The organism is Pseudomonas sp. NFACC04-2 (assembly GCF_900119265.1).
Taxonomy (GTDB): domain Bacteria; phylum Pseudomonadota; class Gammaproteobacteria; order Pseudomonadales; family Pseudomonadaceae; genus Aquipseudomonas; species Aquipseudomonas fluorescens_AA.
Genome location: NZ_FPJC01000003.1, coordinates 275589 through 294741, shown reverse-complemented (window position 1 = coordinate 294741; position 19153 = coordinate 275589). Strand labels below are relative to the sequence as shown.

The following is a 19153-nucleotide window of genomic DNA, read 5'->3' as shown; positions in this document are numbered from 1 at the left end:
ATGGCTGACAGCACACGCCGAGAGAGGCCTCAGGCGTTACTGAATGTTGGCGGACGCTTTGCGAACCTGGTCGACAACCGATTGCGGCAACGGGATATACCCCATCGAGTCGGCAATCTTCTGCCCTTCGGTCAGGCTGTATTCGACCATTTCACGCATGGCCTTGGCCTTGGCCGGGTTGCCGTTGTCCTTGCGGAAAATCATCCAGGTATAGGACGTGATCGGGTAGGACTTGGCGCCGTCTGGATCAGGCAACCAGGACACCAGGCTATCCGGCATCTTCACCGCTGCCAGGGCCTCGGCACCACTCTCGGCGTTTGGCACGACGTAGTGGCCGGCCTTGTTCTGCAACTGGGCAAAGTCAACCTTGGCGAGCTTGGCGAAGCCGTATTCGATGTAGCCGATCGCGCCTGGTGTCTGGCGCACAGTAGCCGTCACGCCATCGTTCTTCGGCGACTTGATGAACTTGTCACTGGCCGGCCAGTTGACGGTGTTGCCCTCCCCCAGCGCCTGCTTGAACTCCGGATTGATGGTTGCCAGGTGCTTGGTGAATACCGCGGTCGTACCGCTGGAATCCGCACGCACAACCACCGTGATCGGGGTATCGGACAATTTCAGGTCCGGGTTGGCGGCGACGATCTGCGGATCGTTCCAGCGGGTGATCTTGCCCAGGAAAATGTTGGAGTACACATCGCGTGGCAACTTCAGGCCTTTAGGATTGCCCGGCAGGTTATAGGCCAGCACGATTTCCCCGGCGGTCATCGGCAGCAACTGCACGCCTTCGGCCACCTTGGCGATATCTTCGTCTTTCATTGCCGAGTCACTGGCGGCGAAATCAACGGTTTTATTCAGGAAGTCCTGTACACCCGCGCCACTGCCCTTGGATTGGTAATCCACAGTGACACCTTCGGATTTCTTGCTGAAATCCTTGAACCAGGTCAGGTAGATCGGCGCCGGGAAACTCGCGCCAGAACCCGTCAGACGGACGCTTTCTGCAGCGAATGACGCCGAAGTGGCACCAAGAGAAAGCGTAACGGCGAGCGCAACAGACTTCATCAAACTTTTCATTGAAAGAAATTCCTTGTGATGACGGGCTGGGGAACTCTGCAACAGTCGTGTTACGGTTTTATGAACATCGAATTGCAAAGGGACAAATGTCCCCGTTTTGCGCCACGGCACCGACATGAAAGGCTTGCGCATACGCATACCCTGGCGTTTGCGCAGAGTCTGAAGACGTTGAAGTCACACCGCCGATTGATCGGACGCAATGCCGAGGCGCATTGATTCCGGTGGCACTGGGGCTGCTTGAAGGTCGTAAGGACCGTTTGAGGGGGTGCCGTCATGGACGGCTATCGCTGGGACGTATCAGTGACGCAGCAGCCTACGCAGCGGAATCCCATCCTTGAGTACGGGGGATTTGATGACGATGTAGCTGAAGTACTTGGAAATGCCGATGTTCTTGTCCAGCAACCCTTCGATCACTTCCTGGTAATGCTGGATACTGCACGTCATGAAGCGCACCAGGTAATCGTAACCGCCGCTGATCAAATGGCACTCCAGCACCTCATCGACCAAGCGAATATTGGATTCGAACTTGGCGAAGTCTTCCCGCTTGTGGTCGCTGAGGGTGATTTCAGTGAACACCGTGACCGAGTCAGTGATCTTGGCCAGGTTGAGATGAGCCCTGTAGCCGGAAATATAACCGGCCGACTCAAGCCGCTTGACCCGCTGCAGGCACGGACTGGATGACAGGCCCACGGCATCGGCGAGACTGACGTTGGTCATTCGACCGTCCTTTTGAAGTTCAACAAGGATACTGATATCAATTCGGTCTAGTTTTATTAAACCTTCCATCGGGTACCCCTCGGTTGTCTTCAGGTTGACAGTGGTTTTAGCAAATTCAACGCCGCAAAGATAGCTGATGCTGAGCGACGAGGTCGGCCATGCTGGTGATGTAGAAATCGGCGGAATATTCTTGATTATCAGACTCATGGCCACGGCGGATCAGGCACAAGCCCGCCGACTTTGGCGGAGACACGGGCGGCCTGGACACCTGCATGATGTTTTCAGGCTTGAGCTTGTTCGCCAGCAACCATGCCTCGTCCTCCAATGGATTGTTGGCGCGGGAATGCAGGTCCTCGAGGGGAATTCCCAAGCGCTCGCAGAGCGGGTCACGATCCTCGGCATCACGATCGCAGTACACCAGCAGCCGGTAGAATTTTCGCAGGTACAACATGGCACCGGGCGCGTCCTCGAACAGCGACCAGTTGCAGGCCGAACGGGCAAAGCTCATGCCCTCCTCCCAACTGACCTTGAGCCCCAGGCGCTCTGCCAGCTGACGATGGGCAAAGCACAATAAACCACTGAAGCCCAGTTCGGAAAACCGCGGATAGAGCCCGCGCATCGCCTCGTCGAACTCAGCCAGCACTGCTTCTTTGCCTGGCGTGCCCGGATGGTTGTCGAGCAAAGGTTGCAGGGCCGTCCAGACACCAGAATCCCGATCGACCAGGACGTCGTCGCAATCGATCAGCAGCGCACGATAATCAGTCAGGTGCATGTGTGTCGCCTCCCATGATGCATTCATCAATCCATATGCGCTAAATGCCCTCGGTCGGCCCTTCACGATTAGTGGGCCGACCGAGGCCTGAGATTAATCCAACACGCGGAGCAATGCTGCTTCAAGAATGGTCAGTGCTTCGTCGATCTGACTTTCTTCGGTGACCAGGGGCGCCAGGAAGCGCAGGACATTTCGGTACACCCCGCATTTGATCACCAACAGCCCGCCTACCCTGGCCTGGTCGATCAGTTGTTGGGTGAGTTCGGCATCGGGGCTGCGGGCCTCATCGTCTTTGATCAATTCGATGGCCAGCATGAAGCCGGTACCGCGCACGTCACCAATGCGCGGGTGACGCGCCTGCAAGCGCAGCAGGCCCTGACGCAGCCGATCGCCCAGGACCTGGCCACGTTCGAGCAACTGCTCCTGTTCGTAAGCGTCGATCACCGCCAGCGCGGCGGCACAGGACAAGGCGTTTCCACCGTAGGTGCCGCCGAGCCCACCGGGCAGTGGCGCGTCCATGATGTGCGCACGCCCCACCACGCCCGAGATGGGCAAGCCACCTGCCAGACTCTTGGCGACGGTGACCAGGTCCGGCTGAATGCCGGCGTGCTGAAAACCGAACCATTTGCCGGTACGGCCGAAGCCGGTCTGGATTTCATCGAGGATGAGTACGATGCCGTGTTGCTCGGTCAGGGTCCGCAGCGCCTGGAGAAACTCGGGTGGCGCAGAAAGGAAACCGCCGTCGCCCTGCACCGGCTCGATGATGATCGCCGCGACCCGTTCCGGAGCGACTTGGGTCGCCAGCAACTCATTCAGGGCCTGCAACGCCATCTCGCTGCTGAAGCCGCGATAGGCATTCGGGTATGGGGTATGGAAGACCTCCGGTGCGAAGGGCCCGAAGTTCTGCTTGTAGGGCTGGCTCATGCCGGTCAGCGTCGTACCCAGCAAGGTACGCCCATGAAAACCGCCACGAAAGGAAATGACGGCGGGACGATTGGTATGGGCGCGGGCAATCTTCACCGCGTTCTCCACCGCCTCCGCGCCAGAGGTGAACAGCGCCGCCTTGTAGGCTTGCTGACCACCCACCAACTCGCACAGCCGCTTGACCAGGTCGAGATAGGGCTTGTAAGCCACCACCTGGAAGCAAGCATGGCTGACCTTTTGCAATTGGGCCTGCACTGCCGCGATCACCTTCGGGTGATTGTGCCCGATGTTCAAGACACCAATGCCGCCGACGAAGTCCAGGTAGCGCGCCCCGTCCACGTCCCACACTTCAGCCCCCTGGGCCCGGTCGATGACCAGCGGATGTGCGGTGACCAGACCCCGGGGCACGAATTGATCGCGTTGACGGAGCAAGCTTGGGGTTTCTTCGACTTTACTGTTCATGGCATCTCCCACAGTGAACCTTGCAACCGGGAAACGGCTGCGATGTGTTCCACAGGTTAAGCGTTCGACGCAATTGTCTAAGCCGAACTTGGCCTCTGGGAAATTCGGATCGACTGTTTTCACCCCGGTAAACAGCAGATTCCTTCAGCCGTCTCCAACCCCATGGAATCTGCCGGCAGATGCCCTATACAACGCAGCGATGTGTGATTACGCAGGCTCTTTTGATACATCCTGCTTTGCCACTCGGGCATGCTGGAGGTTCCCTATCCAGTATGAGAAGTGACCCATGGCCCTGCTTTATAAAGCCGACCCGGTACGCGGCGAACAATGGAAGCGTCTATTCGCCGAGCACGCACCGGATATCGAATGGCGTGCCTGGCCGGACATCGGCGATCCGAAGGATATTCGCTACCTCGCCGCCTGGCAGGCGCCGGACGACCTCGAAACACGGCTGCCAAACCTGGAGGTGCTGTTTGCCTTGTCGGCCGGGGTCGACCAGCTTGACCTTGATCGCCTGCCCGCTTCCCTGCCGGTGGTCCGGTTACTCGACCCCGGAATCACCCGGGGCATGTGCGAATACGCCAGTTTCGCCGTGCTCAGCCTGCACCGGGACATGCTCCGTTATCGCCAGCAACAGGTCGCCCGATGCTGGCAGGCTCACTTGCTGCAGCCGGCGGCCCAGCGTCGGGTCGGTGTCCTGGGGCTAGGCATGCAGGCCCAGCAGATCCTGGCCACCTTGCAGACCTTTGGCTTCGCCTTATCAGGTTGGGCACGCAGCGAACACCGCATCGCCGGGGTGGATTGCTTTGCCGGTGACGAACAGCTCCCGGCGTTCCTCGGCCAATGCGACATCGTGCTGTGTGTCTTGCCATTGACCGAGCAGACCAAAGGGATTCTTAACCGCCAGTTGTTCCAACATCTGCCCAAGGGGGCTGCCTTGGTCAACATGGGCCGTGGCGGGCACTTGATCGAAGAGGATCTGCTTGAGGCTCTAGCCAGCGGCCAGCTCAGTGCCGCGGTGCTCGACGTATTGCAACAGGAACCGGCAGCGCCGGATCACCCGTTCTGGCGGCATCCGCAAATATTGCTGACACCACATATCGCGGCGATGACCCAGCCCGAAAGCGCCTTTGGCGTGTTGCTGGACAATATCCGTCGCCATCAACGCGGCGAACCGATGCTCGGCCAGATTGACCCTCAGCGACGTTATTGACCCACGCTTGTCATGCACCTACGAGATAAGCACCTACAAAAAATCCGCTGATATTTGCTGCTGAGCCTGCTCCCGATTTGAGCAATAACTGCGGCGTGCGAAGCCGCAACTTATGCAATCTACCGAATCAATCTCCGCCTCTTGTCAGGCCTGGCAGCAGGTGAGATACCAACACTTTCAGCGGAGAAATCCGACCGGTCACGCTCCCTGTCCATGGAGATCTGTCATGTCCAACACGCAACGCCCCGCCTATATCTATCGCCCCATGACGCCTGCCGATGTGACATCGGCTCATGCCTTGTCCATGCAGTTGAAGTGGCCCCACCGCCTGGAAGACTGGGCCATGCTGCAGCGTGTCTCGCAGGGTTTTGTCGTAGAGGACGAAGGCCGCCTGATCGGTACGGCGTTCACCTGCCCGCAGGGTGATTACGCCACGATCGGTCTGGTGATCGTCAGTGATGAGTACCAAGGCCAGGGCATCGGTCGCAAATTGATGGAGCTGGCGCTCCAGGCGTGCGGCTCGCAGACCGCCATGCTCAATGCGACACTCGCCGGTACGCCCCTTTATGCCAGCCAGGGATTCGTTGACTTTGGGCATATCCAACAGCACCAAGGAAACGTATCGCCTCCGGCCCCCACGGATCTGCCATCCGGTGAGCGCCTGCGCCACCTGACCGAAGCCGATCGAAACGACCTGATCGAACTCGCCAACGCCGGCAGCGGCCTGGACAGGCATGCCGTGCTCAACGATCTGTTCGAGAGTGTCGAAGACGTCGTGGGTATCGAGCGTGAGGGTCAATTGCGAGCGTTCGCCCTCCTGCGTCCCTTCGGTCGTGGTCGTTCCATCGGTCCGGTCGTTGCAGAAAACCCAGAGCAGGCCAAGCACCTGATCGCGGTGTTGCTGACTCAAGTGCCGAGTGCTTTCGTGCGCGTTGACATCCCTTCCGACAGTGGCCTGGGTCCTTGGTTGGAAGAAGCCGGGCTGAAACAGGTCGACACCGTCGCACAAATGGTTCGTGGGACCCCACCCCAGGCCAGCGGCGGCGTGCATCAATTTGCCCTGGTGACCCAGGCCATCGGCTGACGCCCTTACCTCATAACGACACCATCCATTCTCCTGGAGAAACACCCTCATGCCAGAACCCACCGCCGTGCTGCTTGCACATGCCAACGGCACTCCCGCGTCAACAGCATTCACCTCCGGCCCATTGGGCGCCAACGATCCTTTTGACAGGCAGATTGCTTATGTCGGGACGGATGACATTGCTGCCGGCGTCGTCCAGGCGAGCGGACAATTCAGCATCGATCGATACCCCTACAGTGAAACGATCGTGGTCCACGCGGGGCGTGTCACCTTGCAGGACAAGGATCGCGCGCTCGAACTCAATCCGGGTGACAGCGCCGTGATTGCCCGTGGCACATCGGTTCAGATCGAGGTGCTGCCTGGCTCGTTCTGGGCATTCTGTGCCGATATCCAGCCTATTGAAGCCGGCCCTGTCGGACTGACTGCCCTTCCCCCATACCCCCTGCTCTCCCCTTCGACGCCTCCGAGTGAAGAGTTCCTCCTGAGCCCGACACCTCAATGTCGCTCGAACAACGTGTTCGTCGAGGCCCCGACCAACCTGCGCATCGGCATCTGGGACTCGACACCCTATACCCGCAAGGCACGGCCACACACGATGCATGAGCTGATGCACCTGATCGAGGGCAGCATCATTCTCCAGATCGCCGATGGTTCCGAACTGGCGGTCAACACGGGCGATACGGTGTTCGTGCCTCGCGGCGCCCCCTGTGCCTGGAAAAGCAGTGTCTATGTGCGCAAGTTCTACGTCTGCAAGTAACGCCAACCGCATCACCCCGGCAGATGAGCATTCCTCTGCCGGCCTCACCCAGTACCGATCACATCACTTGCGGAGTAAAGAACATGGGATTAGGTGGCTTGAGTATCGCAAAACTGCTGATCGTCCTGGCAATCCTGGTCCTGCTGTTCGGCACCAAGCGTCTGAAAGGCCTGGGGGCGGATATCGGAGACACGATCAGGGGATTTCGCACGTCCATGGGCGACGATAAGCCTGGCCCTGAGGCGCCCGGCGACTCGATTGACGTTCAGGCACGCATGCTCGAAGACTCGGCAAGAAAAGAATAAGCATTTCCGCGTACACGAGAAACCACTAATCCCTCAATAGCAACATCGCTTGCTCGACGTTCTCGGCAGACCGGTATTGCGCGGGATAAAAAAAGCCCGCAGTGAGACGGGCTAAAGAGCGACACAACAAGAATGACTAGCCTACCGGAAGCTGCCTCGGATCAGAGCGCGGCGGCGATTGCCGCTCCGACCTCCTGAGTCGAGCCCTGCCCGCCTAGATCAGGCGTGATCGGCCCCTCGGCGATCACCTGCTCGATGGCCCTGAGAATCCCATCATGAGCCGCACGGTAGCGCTCATCGCCATTGCCGAGGAAGTCCAGCATCAAGGCGCCGGACCAGATCATCGCAATCGGGTTGGCGATGTTCCGTCCATAGATATCCGGCGCCGAGCCATGGACCGGTTCGAATAGCGAAGGGAAGCGGCGCTCCGGGTCGAGGTTGGCCGAAGGGGCGATGCCGATGGTGCCGGCGCAGGCAGGGCCCAGGTCGGACAGGATGTCGCCGAACAGATTCGACGCCACGACCACATCGAAACGATCGGGTTGAAGCACGAAGCGCGCGCAGAGGATATCGATGTGTTGCTTGTCCCAGGTGACGTCCGGGTACTGTTGCGCCATGAGCGCGGTGCGTTCATCCCAATACGGCATGCTGATGGATATGCCGTTGGACTTGGTCGCCGCGGTCAGGCGTTTGCGCGGCCGGGTCTGGGCCAGGTCGAAAGCGAACTTGAGAATCCGGTCCACGCCGCGGCGGGTGAACACCGACTCCTGCAGCACGAACTCATGCTCGGTGCCTTCGAACATCTTGCCACCGATCGAGGAATACTCGCCCTCGGTGTTTTCGCGGATCACCACGAAGTCGATGTCCCCGGCTTCGCGTCCGGCCAGCGGGCACGGTACACCGGGAAACAGCCGCACCGGCCGGATGTTCACGTATTGGTCGAAGTCCCGGCGAAACTTCAGCAGCGACCCCCACAGGGAAATGTGATCCGGCACCTTGTCCGGCCAGCCCACGGCACCAAAGTAAATCGCGTCGAAGTCCTTGAGCTGTTCGAACCAGTCGGCAGGCATCATCTGCCCGTGTTCCAGGTAATAATCGCAGTGAGCCCAGTCGAGCACTTCGATGCTCAAATTCAATTGCCATTTCTTCGCGGCCTGCTCCAATACCCGCAGCCCTTCCGGCAGGACTTCCTTACCAATGCCGTCGCCGGCAATCGCGGCGATTCTGAATGGTTTGCTCATCAACCGTGCCTCCTCTCTTCAAATGCTGATTGGATCACAAGCCACCCATGTGGAAGGCTTTGACTTCAAGGAACTCGTCCAGGCCATACTTGCTGCCTTCACGCCCCAGGCCCGATTGCTTGATACCGCCAAAGGGGGCGACGTCCATGGAAATGAGCCCGGTATTGAGACCGACCATGCCGAACTCCAGCGCCTCGCCGAACCGCCATGAGCGGCGCAAGTCCTGGGTGAAGAAATAGGCGGCCAAGCCATAAGGCGTTGCGTTGGCCGAGGCCAGTGCCTCTTCTTCAGTGTTGAAGCGCATCAGCGGTGCAACGGGACCGAAGGTCTCTTCATTGGCCAGCAGCATTCCGGCATGGGTCTCACCGAGTACTGTCGGCTGGACGAACTGGCTGTCGCCCTTGGGGATTTCACCACACAGTAGACGAGCGCCCTGACTCAATGCCTCGTCGATATGTCGAGCGACCTTGCTGACCGCCGCCGTATTGATCAGTGGACCTATGTTTACGCCGTTATCCAGCCCATCGCCGACCTTGAGCTTGCCCACTTCCTCCACCAGGCGCTGGGCGAAGCGTTCGTAGATCCCGTCCTGCACCAGGATCCGGTTGGCGCAGACGCAGGTTTGTCCGGCGTTGCGGAATTTGCTGAGCATGATGCCGGTCACGGCCTGCTCCAGATCAGCGTCGTCGAACACGATGAACGGCGCGTTACCGCCTAGTTCCAGGCTCAAGCGCTTGATGTGTTCGGCGCTCTGGCGCATCAGTAGGCGACCGACCGCAGTGGAACCGGTGAAAGACAGCTTGCGCACGGTCGGGTTGCCGGTCAGTTCTTCACCAATGCCGGCGGGCATGCCGGTCACGACGTTGAACACCCCGGCCGGAATGCCGACCCGCTCGGCCAACACAGCCAGGGCCAGGGCCGACAGCGGGGTGAGGTCCGACGGCTTGACCACGATCGTGCACCCGGCGGCCAGGGCGGGCGCGCACTTGCGGGTAATCATCGCGTTGGGGAAGTTCCACGGGGTGATCGCGGCGCAGACACCGACCGGTTGCTTGAGGGTCAGCAAGCGGCGATCACCGCTGGGGGCCTGGATGGTTTCGCCGTAGACCCGTCGGGCTTCTTCGGCGAACCATTTGACGAAGCTGGCACCGTAGCGAATTTCGCCCTGGGCTTCTGCCAGCGGCTTGCCCTGTTCGCAGGTCAAGATCAACGCCAGGTCGTCGAGGTTGTCGATCATGGCCTGATACCAGCGATCCAGCAGCGCCGCCCGCTCTGCCGCCGGACGTGCACGCCAGGCCGGCCAGGCACGATCGGCGGCTTCGACGGCGCGCCGGGTTTCACTGCCTTGTACCGCGGGCACCCTGGCGAGCACTTCGCCGGTGGCCGGGTTGATAACGTCCACGGTCGCGGCGTTGTCGGCGCCGACCCACTGACCGTCGATGTAAGCGCGTTCTACCAGCAGGCTGGGATCTTTCAGGCGATTCTTGAGCATGGTATCGGGTCCTGTTTTGAGACAGTCTTCAGTCTATTGTTTCGCTCTGGACGAGGATGCTGAAAACGCCGGCCCTACAGCCGTGAATGCTGAAAATCAGCCTTCGACGGCATGCTCTACCGTGGGTGGGGATTGATCGCCGTGCGCCTCGATCAGGCGATGCAACCCTTGGGGTTGCAGGCGTGGTGACGGAATGTTCAATCAGGCAAACAAAACACTAGCGGTGCATTGAGCCCACTAACCCTTGCAGGAAGCGCTCGCCAGCGTCCATCTGGCTGATCTCGATGAACTCGTCAGGCTTGTGCGCCTGTTCTATCGAGCCTGGCCCGCAGACCACCACCGGCACATCCAGGCGTTGTTTGAACAACCCGCCTTCGGTGCCGAATGAGACTTTGGCCGTGCCGGTGTCTGGGGCAGCAAAGTTTTTCAGGAGGCGCACCGCTTCGACGCTCGGGTGGGTATCGAGGCCCGGGTAGACATTCAGGGTCTCGATTTCGATAGCGGCTACGCTGGAGAGCTTCCTGGCTTCGACGACGATCAGTTCGGCGCGCTCGCGCATCTGTTCCAGGAACCCGTCCAGGTCGTCCGCCGGCAAGTTACGCACTTCAAAATCCAGTGTGCACAAGTTGGGCACGATGTTCAGCGCCTTGCCGCCGACAATCTGTCCAACATGCACGGTGCTGTAAGGCACGTCGTAATCGGTGTCCCGGCCCCCCTGCTCTTGCAACTGCTGCTGGCTCAGGCGCAGCGCGGCAATGAAATCGCAGGCCACGTGAATCGCATTGACCGAGCGCGGCGCGAGTGAGGAATGCGCCTCCAGGCCGCGACAGTAAGTACGGTAAGAACCCTTGCCCTTGTGCCCGAGCACAAACTGCATATTGGTTGGCTCGCCGATCACACACAGAAACGGCCGGACCGGTGCCAGGTGCAGCACATCGAGCAAACGACGCACCCCCACGCAACCGATCTCTTCGTCATGGGACAGTGCCAATTGCAATGGCCGGCTCAATGGCTGCTCGGTGGCCTCGAGCATGGCGTCGACAGCCAGTGCGATAAAACCCTTCATGTCGCAACTGCCGCGGCCATAAATCCGCCCGCCCTGTACCGTCGCCTCAAACGCCGGAAAGGTCCAGGCCTGCCCCGCCGCCGGCACCACGTCGGTATGCCCGGACAGCAGGATCCCCGGCACGTCTCGTGGCCCGGTGCTGGCAAACAGATTGGCTTTCTTGCCGCTTTCATCCTGGACGATCAGTGACTCGATGCCCTTGGTCAGCAGCAGATCGCGCACATACTCGATCAAGGCCATGTTCGACTCCGAAGAGACCGTATCGAAGGCCATCAGCCGTTTGAGAATGTCCAACACACGGGGTTTCATGAGGCCTTGCTCCATTGCTCGACTGAAAAGAAGAAGCGCTTAATGTCGACCAGCCTGACGAACCGCCGGTTCATGCATAGGCCGCCACGGTCACGCTGTTGGACTGCTGGGTCTTCATCAGCTCCGCACTGTCGTGGTGGCAGAGGATTTCACTGCCGCCCACAATCATCCGCCGTTGCGGCGCGACGCAATTGCACAAGCCGTCGACCCGAACCGGGCAGCGACTGAGGAAGGTGCACAGGCCGGGCACGTTGGCTTTAGGGCCAACGGGCGGCAGCGTCTGGCAGGTCGTTGCCCCACAGGTTTCCAGCCAGCCCTGGCGCAGTTCCGGTACGGAATGGATCAGCAGGTCGGTATACGGATGGAACGGTTTCTCGGCATAGGATTGGCGCGTGCCGGCCTGGATCTTGTGCCCGCTGTACATCACCACGATGTCGTCACACAAGGCGCGCACGGTGGAGATGTCGTGGCTGATGAACAGATAGGACACCCCCAATTGCTGCCGCAGATCGCGCAGCAGTTCGAGAATCGCCGCACCGACCACGGTATCCAGCGCCGAGGTCACCTCGTCGCAGAGAATCAGATCCGGCTTGGCCGCCAAGGCTCGGGCCAGGTTGACCCGTTGCTTCTGCCCACCGGACAGTTCGTTCGGACGCCGCTGCGCCATCGCCCGCGGCAAACGCACCAGGTCCAGCAACTCGCCGATACGCTCGCGCAATGCCGCGCCCTTGAGGCCGAAATACATCTTCAGCGGACGGCTCAGGATCGTGTTGACGCTGTGCATCGGGTTGAGCGCGGTGTCGGCATTCTGGAAGACCATTTGAATACGTCGGAACTGCTCGGGAGTACGCGACGACAGGCTCCCCCCCAAGGGTTGGCCATCGAAGGTCAACCCGCCAAGGGCCGGCACCAACAAACCGGCCACGACCCGTGCCAGGGTCGATTTGCCGGAACCTGACTCACCGATGACGCCGATGGCTTGGCCTCTGCGAACCGTCAGGTCAATGTCTTCCAGTACGCGAATGGCTGGCATGCCCTGGGCATTCTTGTTGCCGTAGCCGGCGGTCAGCCCCTGGATGGTCAGCAAAGGTGTCTCTTGGGCAATGTCGCTCGGCGGGCGGATCGTCGTGTCTGGTCGCGCCGCCGCCAACAAGCTGCGGGTGTATTCGTGGGCCGGGCCCTTGAGCAACGGTGCCGTGGCGCTGTGTTCGAAGATTTCGCCGCCGTTGAGCACCACGATCTGGTCAGCCATCTGCGCCACCACCGCTAGGTCGTGAGACACATAGACGGCCGTGGCCCCACGTTCACGGACCACTCGCTTGAAGGCCCGCAGTACATCGATCTGGGTGGTCACATCGAGGGCCGTGGTCGGCTCGTCGAGCACCACCAGCAACGGATCGCTGATCAGCGCCATGGCCGCCATCACCCGTTGCAGTTGCCCGCCGGACACCTGGTGGGGGTAGCGCTGGCCAATGCGCTCAGGGTCTGGCAGGGCCAGGTCGCGGAACAACTCGATGGCCTTGGCTTCAAGCACCGCCCGACTACCCAGGCCATGAATCAGAGCGCCCTCCACCACTTGGTCGATCAGCTTTTTCGCCGGGTTGAATGCCGCTGCGGCACTCTGGGCGATATAGGACACCCGGTTGCCTCGCAACTTCTGCAACTGGCTTTCGCTCGACGCCAGCATGTCATGCTCGCCGATCTGCACCACACCGCCCGCCAGGCGACAACCGCGCCGGGCATAACCGAGCAGCGCCAGGGCGATGGTGGTCTTGCCGGAACCGGACTCACCGATCAACGCCAACACTTCGCCTTTTTCCAGGGAGAAGCTGACCCCCTTGACGATGTCCACTTCGCCGCGCTCGCCACAGGCGACCACGCGCAGGTCCTGTACTCGAATCAATTCGCTCATTTCAATGACCTCCCGAACGTCGGCTACGTCGCGACGACAACCGGTCGATGAACAGATTCACACCGATGGTCAGGGTGCCGATGGCCAGGGCCGGAATCACAATGGCCGGCGCCCCCTGATTGAGACCGCCGATGTTCTCGCGCACCAGCGAGCCCAGGTCGGCATCCGGCGGTTGCACACCCAGCCCCAGGAAACTCATCCCGCTGAGCAGCAGCACGATGAAACCAAAACGCAGGCCCAGGTCCGCCAGCACCGGGTTGAGTATGTTGGGCAGGATTTCCACGCAAGCGATGTACAGCCGGCGCTCGCCACGGGTACGGGCCACTTGAACGTATTCCAGGGCTTCGATATTCACCGCCATGCTGCGGGCGATGCGAAAAGCGCCGGGGGTGTAGCTCAACACCGCCGTGCAGATCAGCAAGGTGACCGAGGAGCCGAAGGCCGAGACCATGATCAGCGCCAACATCTTGCTGGGGATCGAGATGAACGCGTCCATCAGGCGACTGATCAGCTCATCCAGCCACTTTGGCGACACCACCGACAGCAGCGCCAGACTGGTTCCCAGGGTGCTGGACAACACCGCGGCCACCAAGGCCAGGCCGACGGTGAAGCGTGCGCCGACAAGGATTCGGCTGAGCATGTCGCGGCCCAGGTAATCGGTGCCGAACGGGTACGTCGCGCTGAGGCTGTCGAAGACGTTGTCAGAGACCACCTCCCCCACCGGATGCGGCGCCAGCCACGGGCCGAAGATGGCCACCAGCAACCAGATCACACACATCGCGGCACCGACCAGGCCAAGCCAGGACCTTGCGTGGGCGTCTTTGCCCAACCCCAGCGCAACGGCCGCCGTCGGGGACTTCACAATGAGGTTGTTCATTGGTTTCTCAGCCTCGGGTTGGAAAGAATCGCGCACAGGTCGGCAATCAATACCAACGCCAGATACGCCGTACAAAACAACATGGTGCAGGCCTGGACCAGGGCCATGTCGCGGTTGGTCACGGCATCGACCATCAGGCTGGCGATGCCGGGGTAGTTGAAGATCGTTTCCACGATCACCACCCCGCCCAGCAGATAGGACAGGCTCAGGGCGATGGCATTGGCGATGGGGCCAATGGCATTGGGCAAGGCATGGCGAAGGACGATCCGGATATTGCTGACGCCCTTGAGCCGGGCCATTTCCACGTAAGGGCTGTCGAGTTGATCGATCACCGCTGCCCGGGTCATGCGCGACATTTGCGCGACAATCACACAGCACAGCGTCATTACCGGCAATGCGTAGGTGCGCATGAATTGCCAGGGTGAGGTGATGTCACTGGCGTAGGACAGTGCCGACAACCAGCCCAGGTTCACCGCGAATATCAGCACCGCCAAGGTGGCGACCAGAAACTCCGGCACCGCCACCATGGTCAAGGTGAAGAAGCTCAGGAAGCTGTCGATACGGCCGCCTCGCCCCATCGCCGAACCGATACCCAGGGTCAAGGCCACAGGCACCGACACCAACGCTGTGGCAGCCGCCAGCATCAAGGTGTTGGGGACCCGACCGGCCATCAAGTCGACGACCGGCATGGCATTGGACATCGACATCCCCAAGTCACCGCTGAGCAGGCTCGTCAGCCAATTCAGGTAACGCAACACACCGGGCTGGTCCAACCCCATTTTCATCCGCAGGGCCGCCACCTGTTCCGGCGTGGCGAACTGCCCCAGCGCCTGTTGCGCCGCGTCCCCTGGCAGCACTGCCGTGATGGCGAACACCACCATGGAGACAATCAACAAGGTCACGACCGCCGCCCCCAGGCGGCGGCCGATCAACCAGAGTGTGTTGCTATTCATCATCCGACCCTCATGCGATATGGCCCAAACCCGACGGTCATCAGGCGTCCAGCCAGACTTGCTCGGCAAACATGTAGCCCATGAAACCGCCCAGGGGGTTGGCGCCGTAGCCTTTTACGCGCTGATCGGCGCCATCGATGTTGCTGATGAACACCGGTACGCCAATGCCGCTGTGCTCATGCACCAGCACCTGCATGTCGCCGTACATCTTGCCGCGCTTGACCTCGTCGGTTTCACCTCGGGCCTGTATCAACAGCTGGTCGAACTGTTCGTTTTTCCAACCCGATTCATTCCACGGTGCGCTCGACTGGAAGAACTGCGAGAACAGCATGTCGGCATTGGGCCGCGGGTTGATGTTGCCAAAGCTCAGCGGGTGCTTGGCCCAGTGGTTGGACCAGTAGCCGTCGCTCGGCAGGCGGTTGACGTTGAGCTTGAGTCCCGCCTCCTTGGCGGACTGCTGCAGCAACACCGCGACGTCCACCGAGCCGGTCGCCGCTGGCGAGCACATCAGCGGCATGCTGATGTCTTCCATGCCGGCTTTCTTGAGCAGGAACTTGGCCTGTTCCGGATCGTAGGCCCGTTGTGGCAACTCGGCATTGTAGAAGCGTGCACCGGGGGCGATCGGGTGATCGTTGCCGACCCTGGCGTAGCCCCGGAAGATCGCCGACTTGATCTGTTCCCGATCCAGCAGCAACTTCATGGCCTGGGTGAATTCCGGACTTTTGCCGGGCATCTGGTCCTGGCGGATGATCAGGTCAGTGTAGTTGCCCGACGGTGAATCGATGACCCGGTGCTTGGCGCTGGCCTTGATGCGGGTCGTCGAGCGTGGGTTGACCTCGTTGACGATGTGCACGTCCCCCGACAACAGGGCGTTGATCCGTGACGATTCGTCGGCGATGCCGATGAATTCGATCTCGTCCAGGTACGGCAAGCCGGGTTTCCAGTAGTTGCTATTGCGCACCCCAATGGAGCGCACCCCAGGCTTGAACTCCTTGACCTTGAACGGGCCGGTACCGATGCCCTGGCTGAAATCGCTGGTGCCCTCGGGCACGATCAACATGTGGGATACGGCCAGGATCGACGGCAGCTCAGCGTTGGGGCCGCTCAATTGTATCTGCACTTCGTGGGTGCCAACGGCTTTGACTTCGGCGAACTGCGACGCCAGCGGCAGGACCTTGGAACCGGTGATCGGGTCCTTGTGCCGCAGCAGCGAAAACACCACGTCGGCGGCGGTCAGGGCCTTGCCGTTGTGGAAGGTCACTTCCTTGCGCAGGCTGATCACCCAAAGCGTGGCGTCGGTGGTGTCGATACGCTCGGCCAGTTCCAGCTGCGGCACCATGTGGCTGTCGAAACGCGTCAGCCCGTTATAGAACATGTAATGGCGCACATAGTCGGTGGACGATGAACCTTTGGCCGGATCCAGGGTGTCGGCGGTGGAACTGGTCGAGCCTGCGACGCGAATGCGCCCGCCAGGCTTGCCTTTGCCAGGGGCGGCGGCCTCCTCATCGGCGAACAGCTTGCCGGCGGCGCCGAACAGGCTGCCCGCGCCCGCCACGGCCACCCCGGCCAATCCCAGCATTTGCAATGCATTGCGGCGTGACATGCCGCGATTGAGCCCTTCGAAAATGCGCAGACTTTCCGTACCTGTTATCAGCTGGGTGTCGATACTGTTTTTTTTGTCAGTCATGTCAGTTCTACCTTTCGGAAATGATAAGGCTCGATTGCTCGCGATTAACGCAATGTGTTGAAACGTGAAGCGTCTCCCCGCAACTCAGTGCAAATAGTCTTGAAGGCGGTAGTACGCACCGACCAGAGGCAAAAACCAGGGTTTGCCAAAATGACCGGGAATGGCCGGCCAATCGAGTTCGCGCCAAGGGTTGGCCTCGACCTTGCCCGCCATGACGTCGGCCATGACCTGCCCCATGTGCACCGACATCTGCACACCATGGCCGCTGTAGCCCATGGAGTGATAAACCCCTCCGTGCTGGCCGGCCCGGGGCAGCCGATCGGAGGTCATGTCCACTAATCCGCCCCAGCAATAATCGATCTTCACCTGGGCCAACTGCGGGAACATCTGCACCATCGCCGCGTGCAAGACTTTGCCGCTCTTGGCATCGGACACGCTGTCAGACATGGCAAACCGCGCACGGCCGCCAAACAGCAGTCGGTTATCCGGAGTCAGGCGGAAGTAGTTACCGATCATGCGGCTGGTGACATAGGAACGGTGTGCCGGCAGCAAGCTGTCGATCAGCGCCTGAGGCAATACCTCGGTGGCGATCACGAAACTGCCCACTGGCACGATCCGCCGCCGATACCAGCCCAACCCACCCTGCTGAGAGGTGCCGGTGGCCAGCAGGACCTGCGTGGCCTGTAGCGACCCCTTGGTGGTATTGACCCGATAGCCGCCGGCACTGGCTTTCCAGTCCGTGACGGACACGCCCTGGAAAATCAATGCGCCGTGACGGGCGGCGGCCTCGGCCAACCCGACCCCGAAGCGCCCGACGTGCATCTGCACGCCATTGCGTTGCAACAAACCGCCATGGAACTGGGCCGAGTTGACCTCAGCGCGGGTCTCTTGTGCAGACAGCAACTCGACCTCGGCATCGACCTCCCGCCGAATCAACTCGCAGGTGCGCGCCAAACCCTCGTAATGCGTGGGCTTGGCCGCCAGCTTGAGCTTGCCATTGCGCGTGAAGTTGCAGGCAATCTGCTCCTGCTCCACCAGCGCGACGACGCTCTGCACGGCGCTTTCATAGGCCTGGTAATAGGCGCGCGCTTTCTCGGCGCCGAGGCTGGCACTCAGGGCCGCGTAGTCCTGGGCCACGCCAGTATTGCACTGGCCGCCATTGCGGCCCGACGCCTCGCCAATGACCCGCCCGCCTTCCAGCACCACCACATTGGCCCCCTTCAAGGCCAGGGCCCGGGCCGCGGCCAGGCCAGTGAAACCACCACCGACGATGGCCACATCGACCTGCCCGGGCAACGCACCGAGCTGGGCACCGGTAAATGCCGGTGCGGTATCGAGCCAATAAGACTCACTGCCCATGTCTAACCCCTTATGCCTTGAAGAGTGCCCAACGACTCAGAGACCGACCAGGCCGGCCAATCCGCCGATGTCCGGGATCTGGTGGTAGTTGTAGCCAGCGTTTCCAGGTAGTTCATGACCACGGGCCACGAACGCTTTGTGCTTGATCTTCATGTCGTGGGCAGACATCAGGTCATAACGGAAGCTCGAGGACACGTGCAGGACATCTTCCGGCCCGCAGCCGAGGTTATCGAGCATGAATTCGAAGGCCGCCAGGCGCGGCTTGTAGGCTTGGGCTTGTTGAGCCGTGAAGACCTTATGGAACGGTGCGCCGAGCTTGTCGACGTTGGACATGATCTGCTCGTCCATCGCGTTGGAGAAAATCACCAGGGGAATCTTGTCGGCGATTTTCGACAGACCGGCCGGTACGTCGGCATGGGGCCCCCAGGTCGGTACGGCATCGTAGTACAACTGACCTTCGCCTTTGTACTCGACACCCCAACGCTTGCAGACCCGTGCCAGAGCAGTCTTGAGAATCTCATCATAGGGCCGCCAGTCACCCATCACCTGGTCCAGGCGATAGGCCGAGAAATCCTTGACGAACTGGTCCATCTGCTCGGCAGGGACCCGATCGGCGAACAGTTCGCGTGTCATGGTCCCCATCTGAAAGTTGGTCAACGTGCCGTAGCAGTCAAAGGTAATGAACTTGGGGCGAAGGAAGCTCATGAGTGCAAGTCCTGAGTGATGGTTGAGGTCATGAGGGGCAAGCGATTGCGCCGTTCCGAAAGCCTGGGTGCAACGCTGCATCACGGATTTATTACAGCATCATGAGACCGTGCATAAACTGTTAAAAGTATAGGCCCCTTGGCACAAACCACCGTTTTTCGGGGCCTGCTCAGCAGACTGTGCGGGATGCGCCATGCACGGGCATTTGCGCCGTTTTCAAGGCATTTGCGGACGTTTATGGTGCGTGGAA

17 protein-coding genes are annotated in these 19153 nt (G+C 60.6%); 4 read left to right on the top strand and 13 right to left on the bottom strand.

Going from position 1 to position 19153, the window contains the following annotated elements; genetic code table 11:
• Positions 1-36: 36 nt before the first annotated feature.
• From pstS to gabT, 4 genes are all read right to left on the bottom strand, one after another.
• Positions 37-1068 (bottom strand): phosphate ABC transporter substrate-binding protein PstS, encoded by a 1032-nt coding sequence (pstS, locus tag BT125_RS05800; protein WP_072405597.1) that lies wholly within the window; start codon positions 1066-1068, stop codon positions 37-39.
• Between the two features lie 297 nt (positions 1069-1365).
• Positions 1366-1854 (bottom strand): Lrp/AsnC family transcriptional regulator, encoded by a 489-nt coding sequence (locus tag BT125_RS05795; protein WP_072405596.1) that lies wholly within the window; start codon positions 1852-1854, stop codon positions 1366-1368.
• Positions 1855-1900: 46 nt separating this feature from the next.
• Positions 1901-2557 (bottom strand): HAD family hydrolase, encoded by a 657-nt coding sequence (locus BT125_RS05790; protein WP_072405595.1) that lies wholly within the window; start codon positions 2555-2557, stop codon positions 1901-1903.
• Between the two features lie 93 nt (positions 2558-2650).
• Positions 2651-3943, bottom strand: coding sequence for a 4-aminobutyrate--2-oxoglutarate transaminase (gabT, locus tag BT125_RS05785; RefSeq protein ID WP_072405594.1), 1293 nt, complete (start codon positions 3941-3943; stop codon positions 2651-2653).
• A gap of 286 nt (positions 3944-4229) precedes the next feature.
• Here gabT and BT125_RS05780 point away from each other — a divergent pair, with 286 nt between their 5' ends.
• The 4 genes from BT125_RS05780 (at position 4230) to BT125_RS05765 (ending at position 7302) form a co-directional block, all read left to right on the top strand.
• Complete coding sequence (locus BT125_RS05780) at positions 4230-5156, top strand: 2-hydroxyacid dehydrogenase (RefSeq protein ID WP_072405593.1); 927 nt, start codon at positions 4230-4232, stop codon at positions 5154-5156.
• A gap of 226 nt (positions 5157-5382) precedes the next feature.
• Positions 5383-6240 (top strand): GNAT family N-acetyltransferase, encoded by an 858-nt coding sequence (locus BT125_RS05775; protein ID WP_072405592.1) that lies wholly within the window; start codon positions 5383-5385, stop codon positions 6238-6240.
• 49 nt (positions 6241-6289) lie between these two features.
• A complete protein-coding gene (locus BT125_RS05770; protein ID WP_072405591.1) occupies positions 6290-6997 on the top strand; it encodes a cupin domain-containing protein in 708 nt (235 codons plus the stop codon).
• Positions 6998-7080: 83 nt separating this feature from the next.
• Complete coding sequence (locus BT125_RS05765) at positions 7081-7302, top strand: twin-arginine translocase TatA/TatE family subunit (protein ID WP_072405590.1); 222 nt, start codon at positions 7081-7083, stop codon at positions 7300-7302.
• A 161-nt stretch (positions 7303-7463) separates the two neighbouring features.
• Here BT125_RS05765 and BT125_RS05760 read toward each other — a convergent pair whose 3' ends face one another.
• From BT125_RS05760 to BT125_RS05720, 9 genes are all read right to left on the bottom strand, one after another.
• Complete coding sequence (locus BT125_RS05760) at positions 7464-8543, bottom strand: tartrate dehydrogenase (protein WP_072405589.1); 1080 nt, start codon at positions 8541-8543, stop codon at positions 7464-7466.
• Between the two features lie 34 nt (positions 8544-8577).
• The gene (locus BT125_RS05755) at positions 8578-10035 is read right to left on the bottom strand and encodes an NAD-dependent succinate-semialdehyde dehydrogenase (RefSeq protein ID WP_072405588.1); all 1458 of its coding nucleotides are present in this window, start codon (positions 10033-10035) and stop codon (positions 8578-8580) included.
• A 217-nt stretch (positions 10036-10252) separates the two neighbouring features.
• A complete protein-coding gene (gene argE, locus BT125_RS05750) occupies positions 10253-11410 on the bottom strand; it encodes an acetylornithine deacetylase (RefSeq protein WP_072405587.1) in 1158 nt (385 codons plus the stop codon).
• Between the two features lie 70 nt (positions 11411-11480).
• The gene (locus tag BT125_RS05745) at positions 11481-13322 is read right to left on the bottom strand and encodes an ABC transporter ATP-binding protein (protein ID WP_072405586.1); all 1842 of its coding nucleotides are present in this window, start codon (positions 13320-13322) and stop codon (positions 11481-11483) included.
• Position 13323: 1 nt separating this feature from the next.
• The gene (locus BT125_RS05740; protein ID WP_072405585.1) at positions 13324-14199 is read right to left on the bottom strand and encodes an ABC transporter permease; all 876 of its coding nucleotides are present in this window, start codon (positions 14197-14199) and stop codon (positions 13324-13326) included.
• Positions 14196-15152: an ABC transporter permease gene (locus BT125_RS05735; protein ID WP_072405731.1), complete on the bottom strand. Its 957-nt coding sequence runs from the start codon at positions 15150-15152 to the stop codon at positions 14196-14198. Before BT125_RS05735 ends, BT125_RS05740 begins: the two co-directional genes overlap by 4 nt.
• A 40-nt stretch (positions 15153-15192) precedes the next feature.
• Positions 15193-16839 (bottom strand): ABC transporter substrate-binding protein, encoded by a 1647-nt coding sequence (locus BT125_RS05730; protein ID WP_072405584.1) that lies wholly within the window; start codon positions 16837-16839, stop codon positions 15193-15195.
• Between the two features lie 84 nt (positions 16840-16923).
• A complete protein-coding gene (locus tag BT125_RS05725; RefSeq protein WP_072405583.1) occupies positions 16924-18198 on the bottom strand; it encodes an NAD(P)/FAD-dependent oxidoreductase in 1275 nt (424 codons plus the stop codon).
• Between the two features lie 36 nt (positions 18199-18234).
• Positions 18235-18903, bottom strand: coding sequence for a haloacid dehalogenase type II (locus BT125_RS05720; protein ID WP_072405582.1), 669 nt, complete (start codon positions 18901-18903; stop codon positions 18235-18237).
• Positions 18904-19153 lie beyond the last annotated feature (250 nt).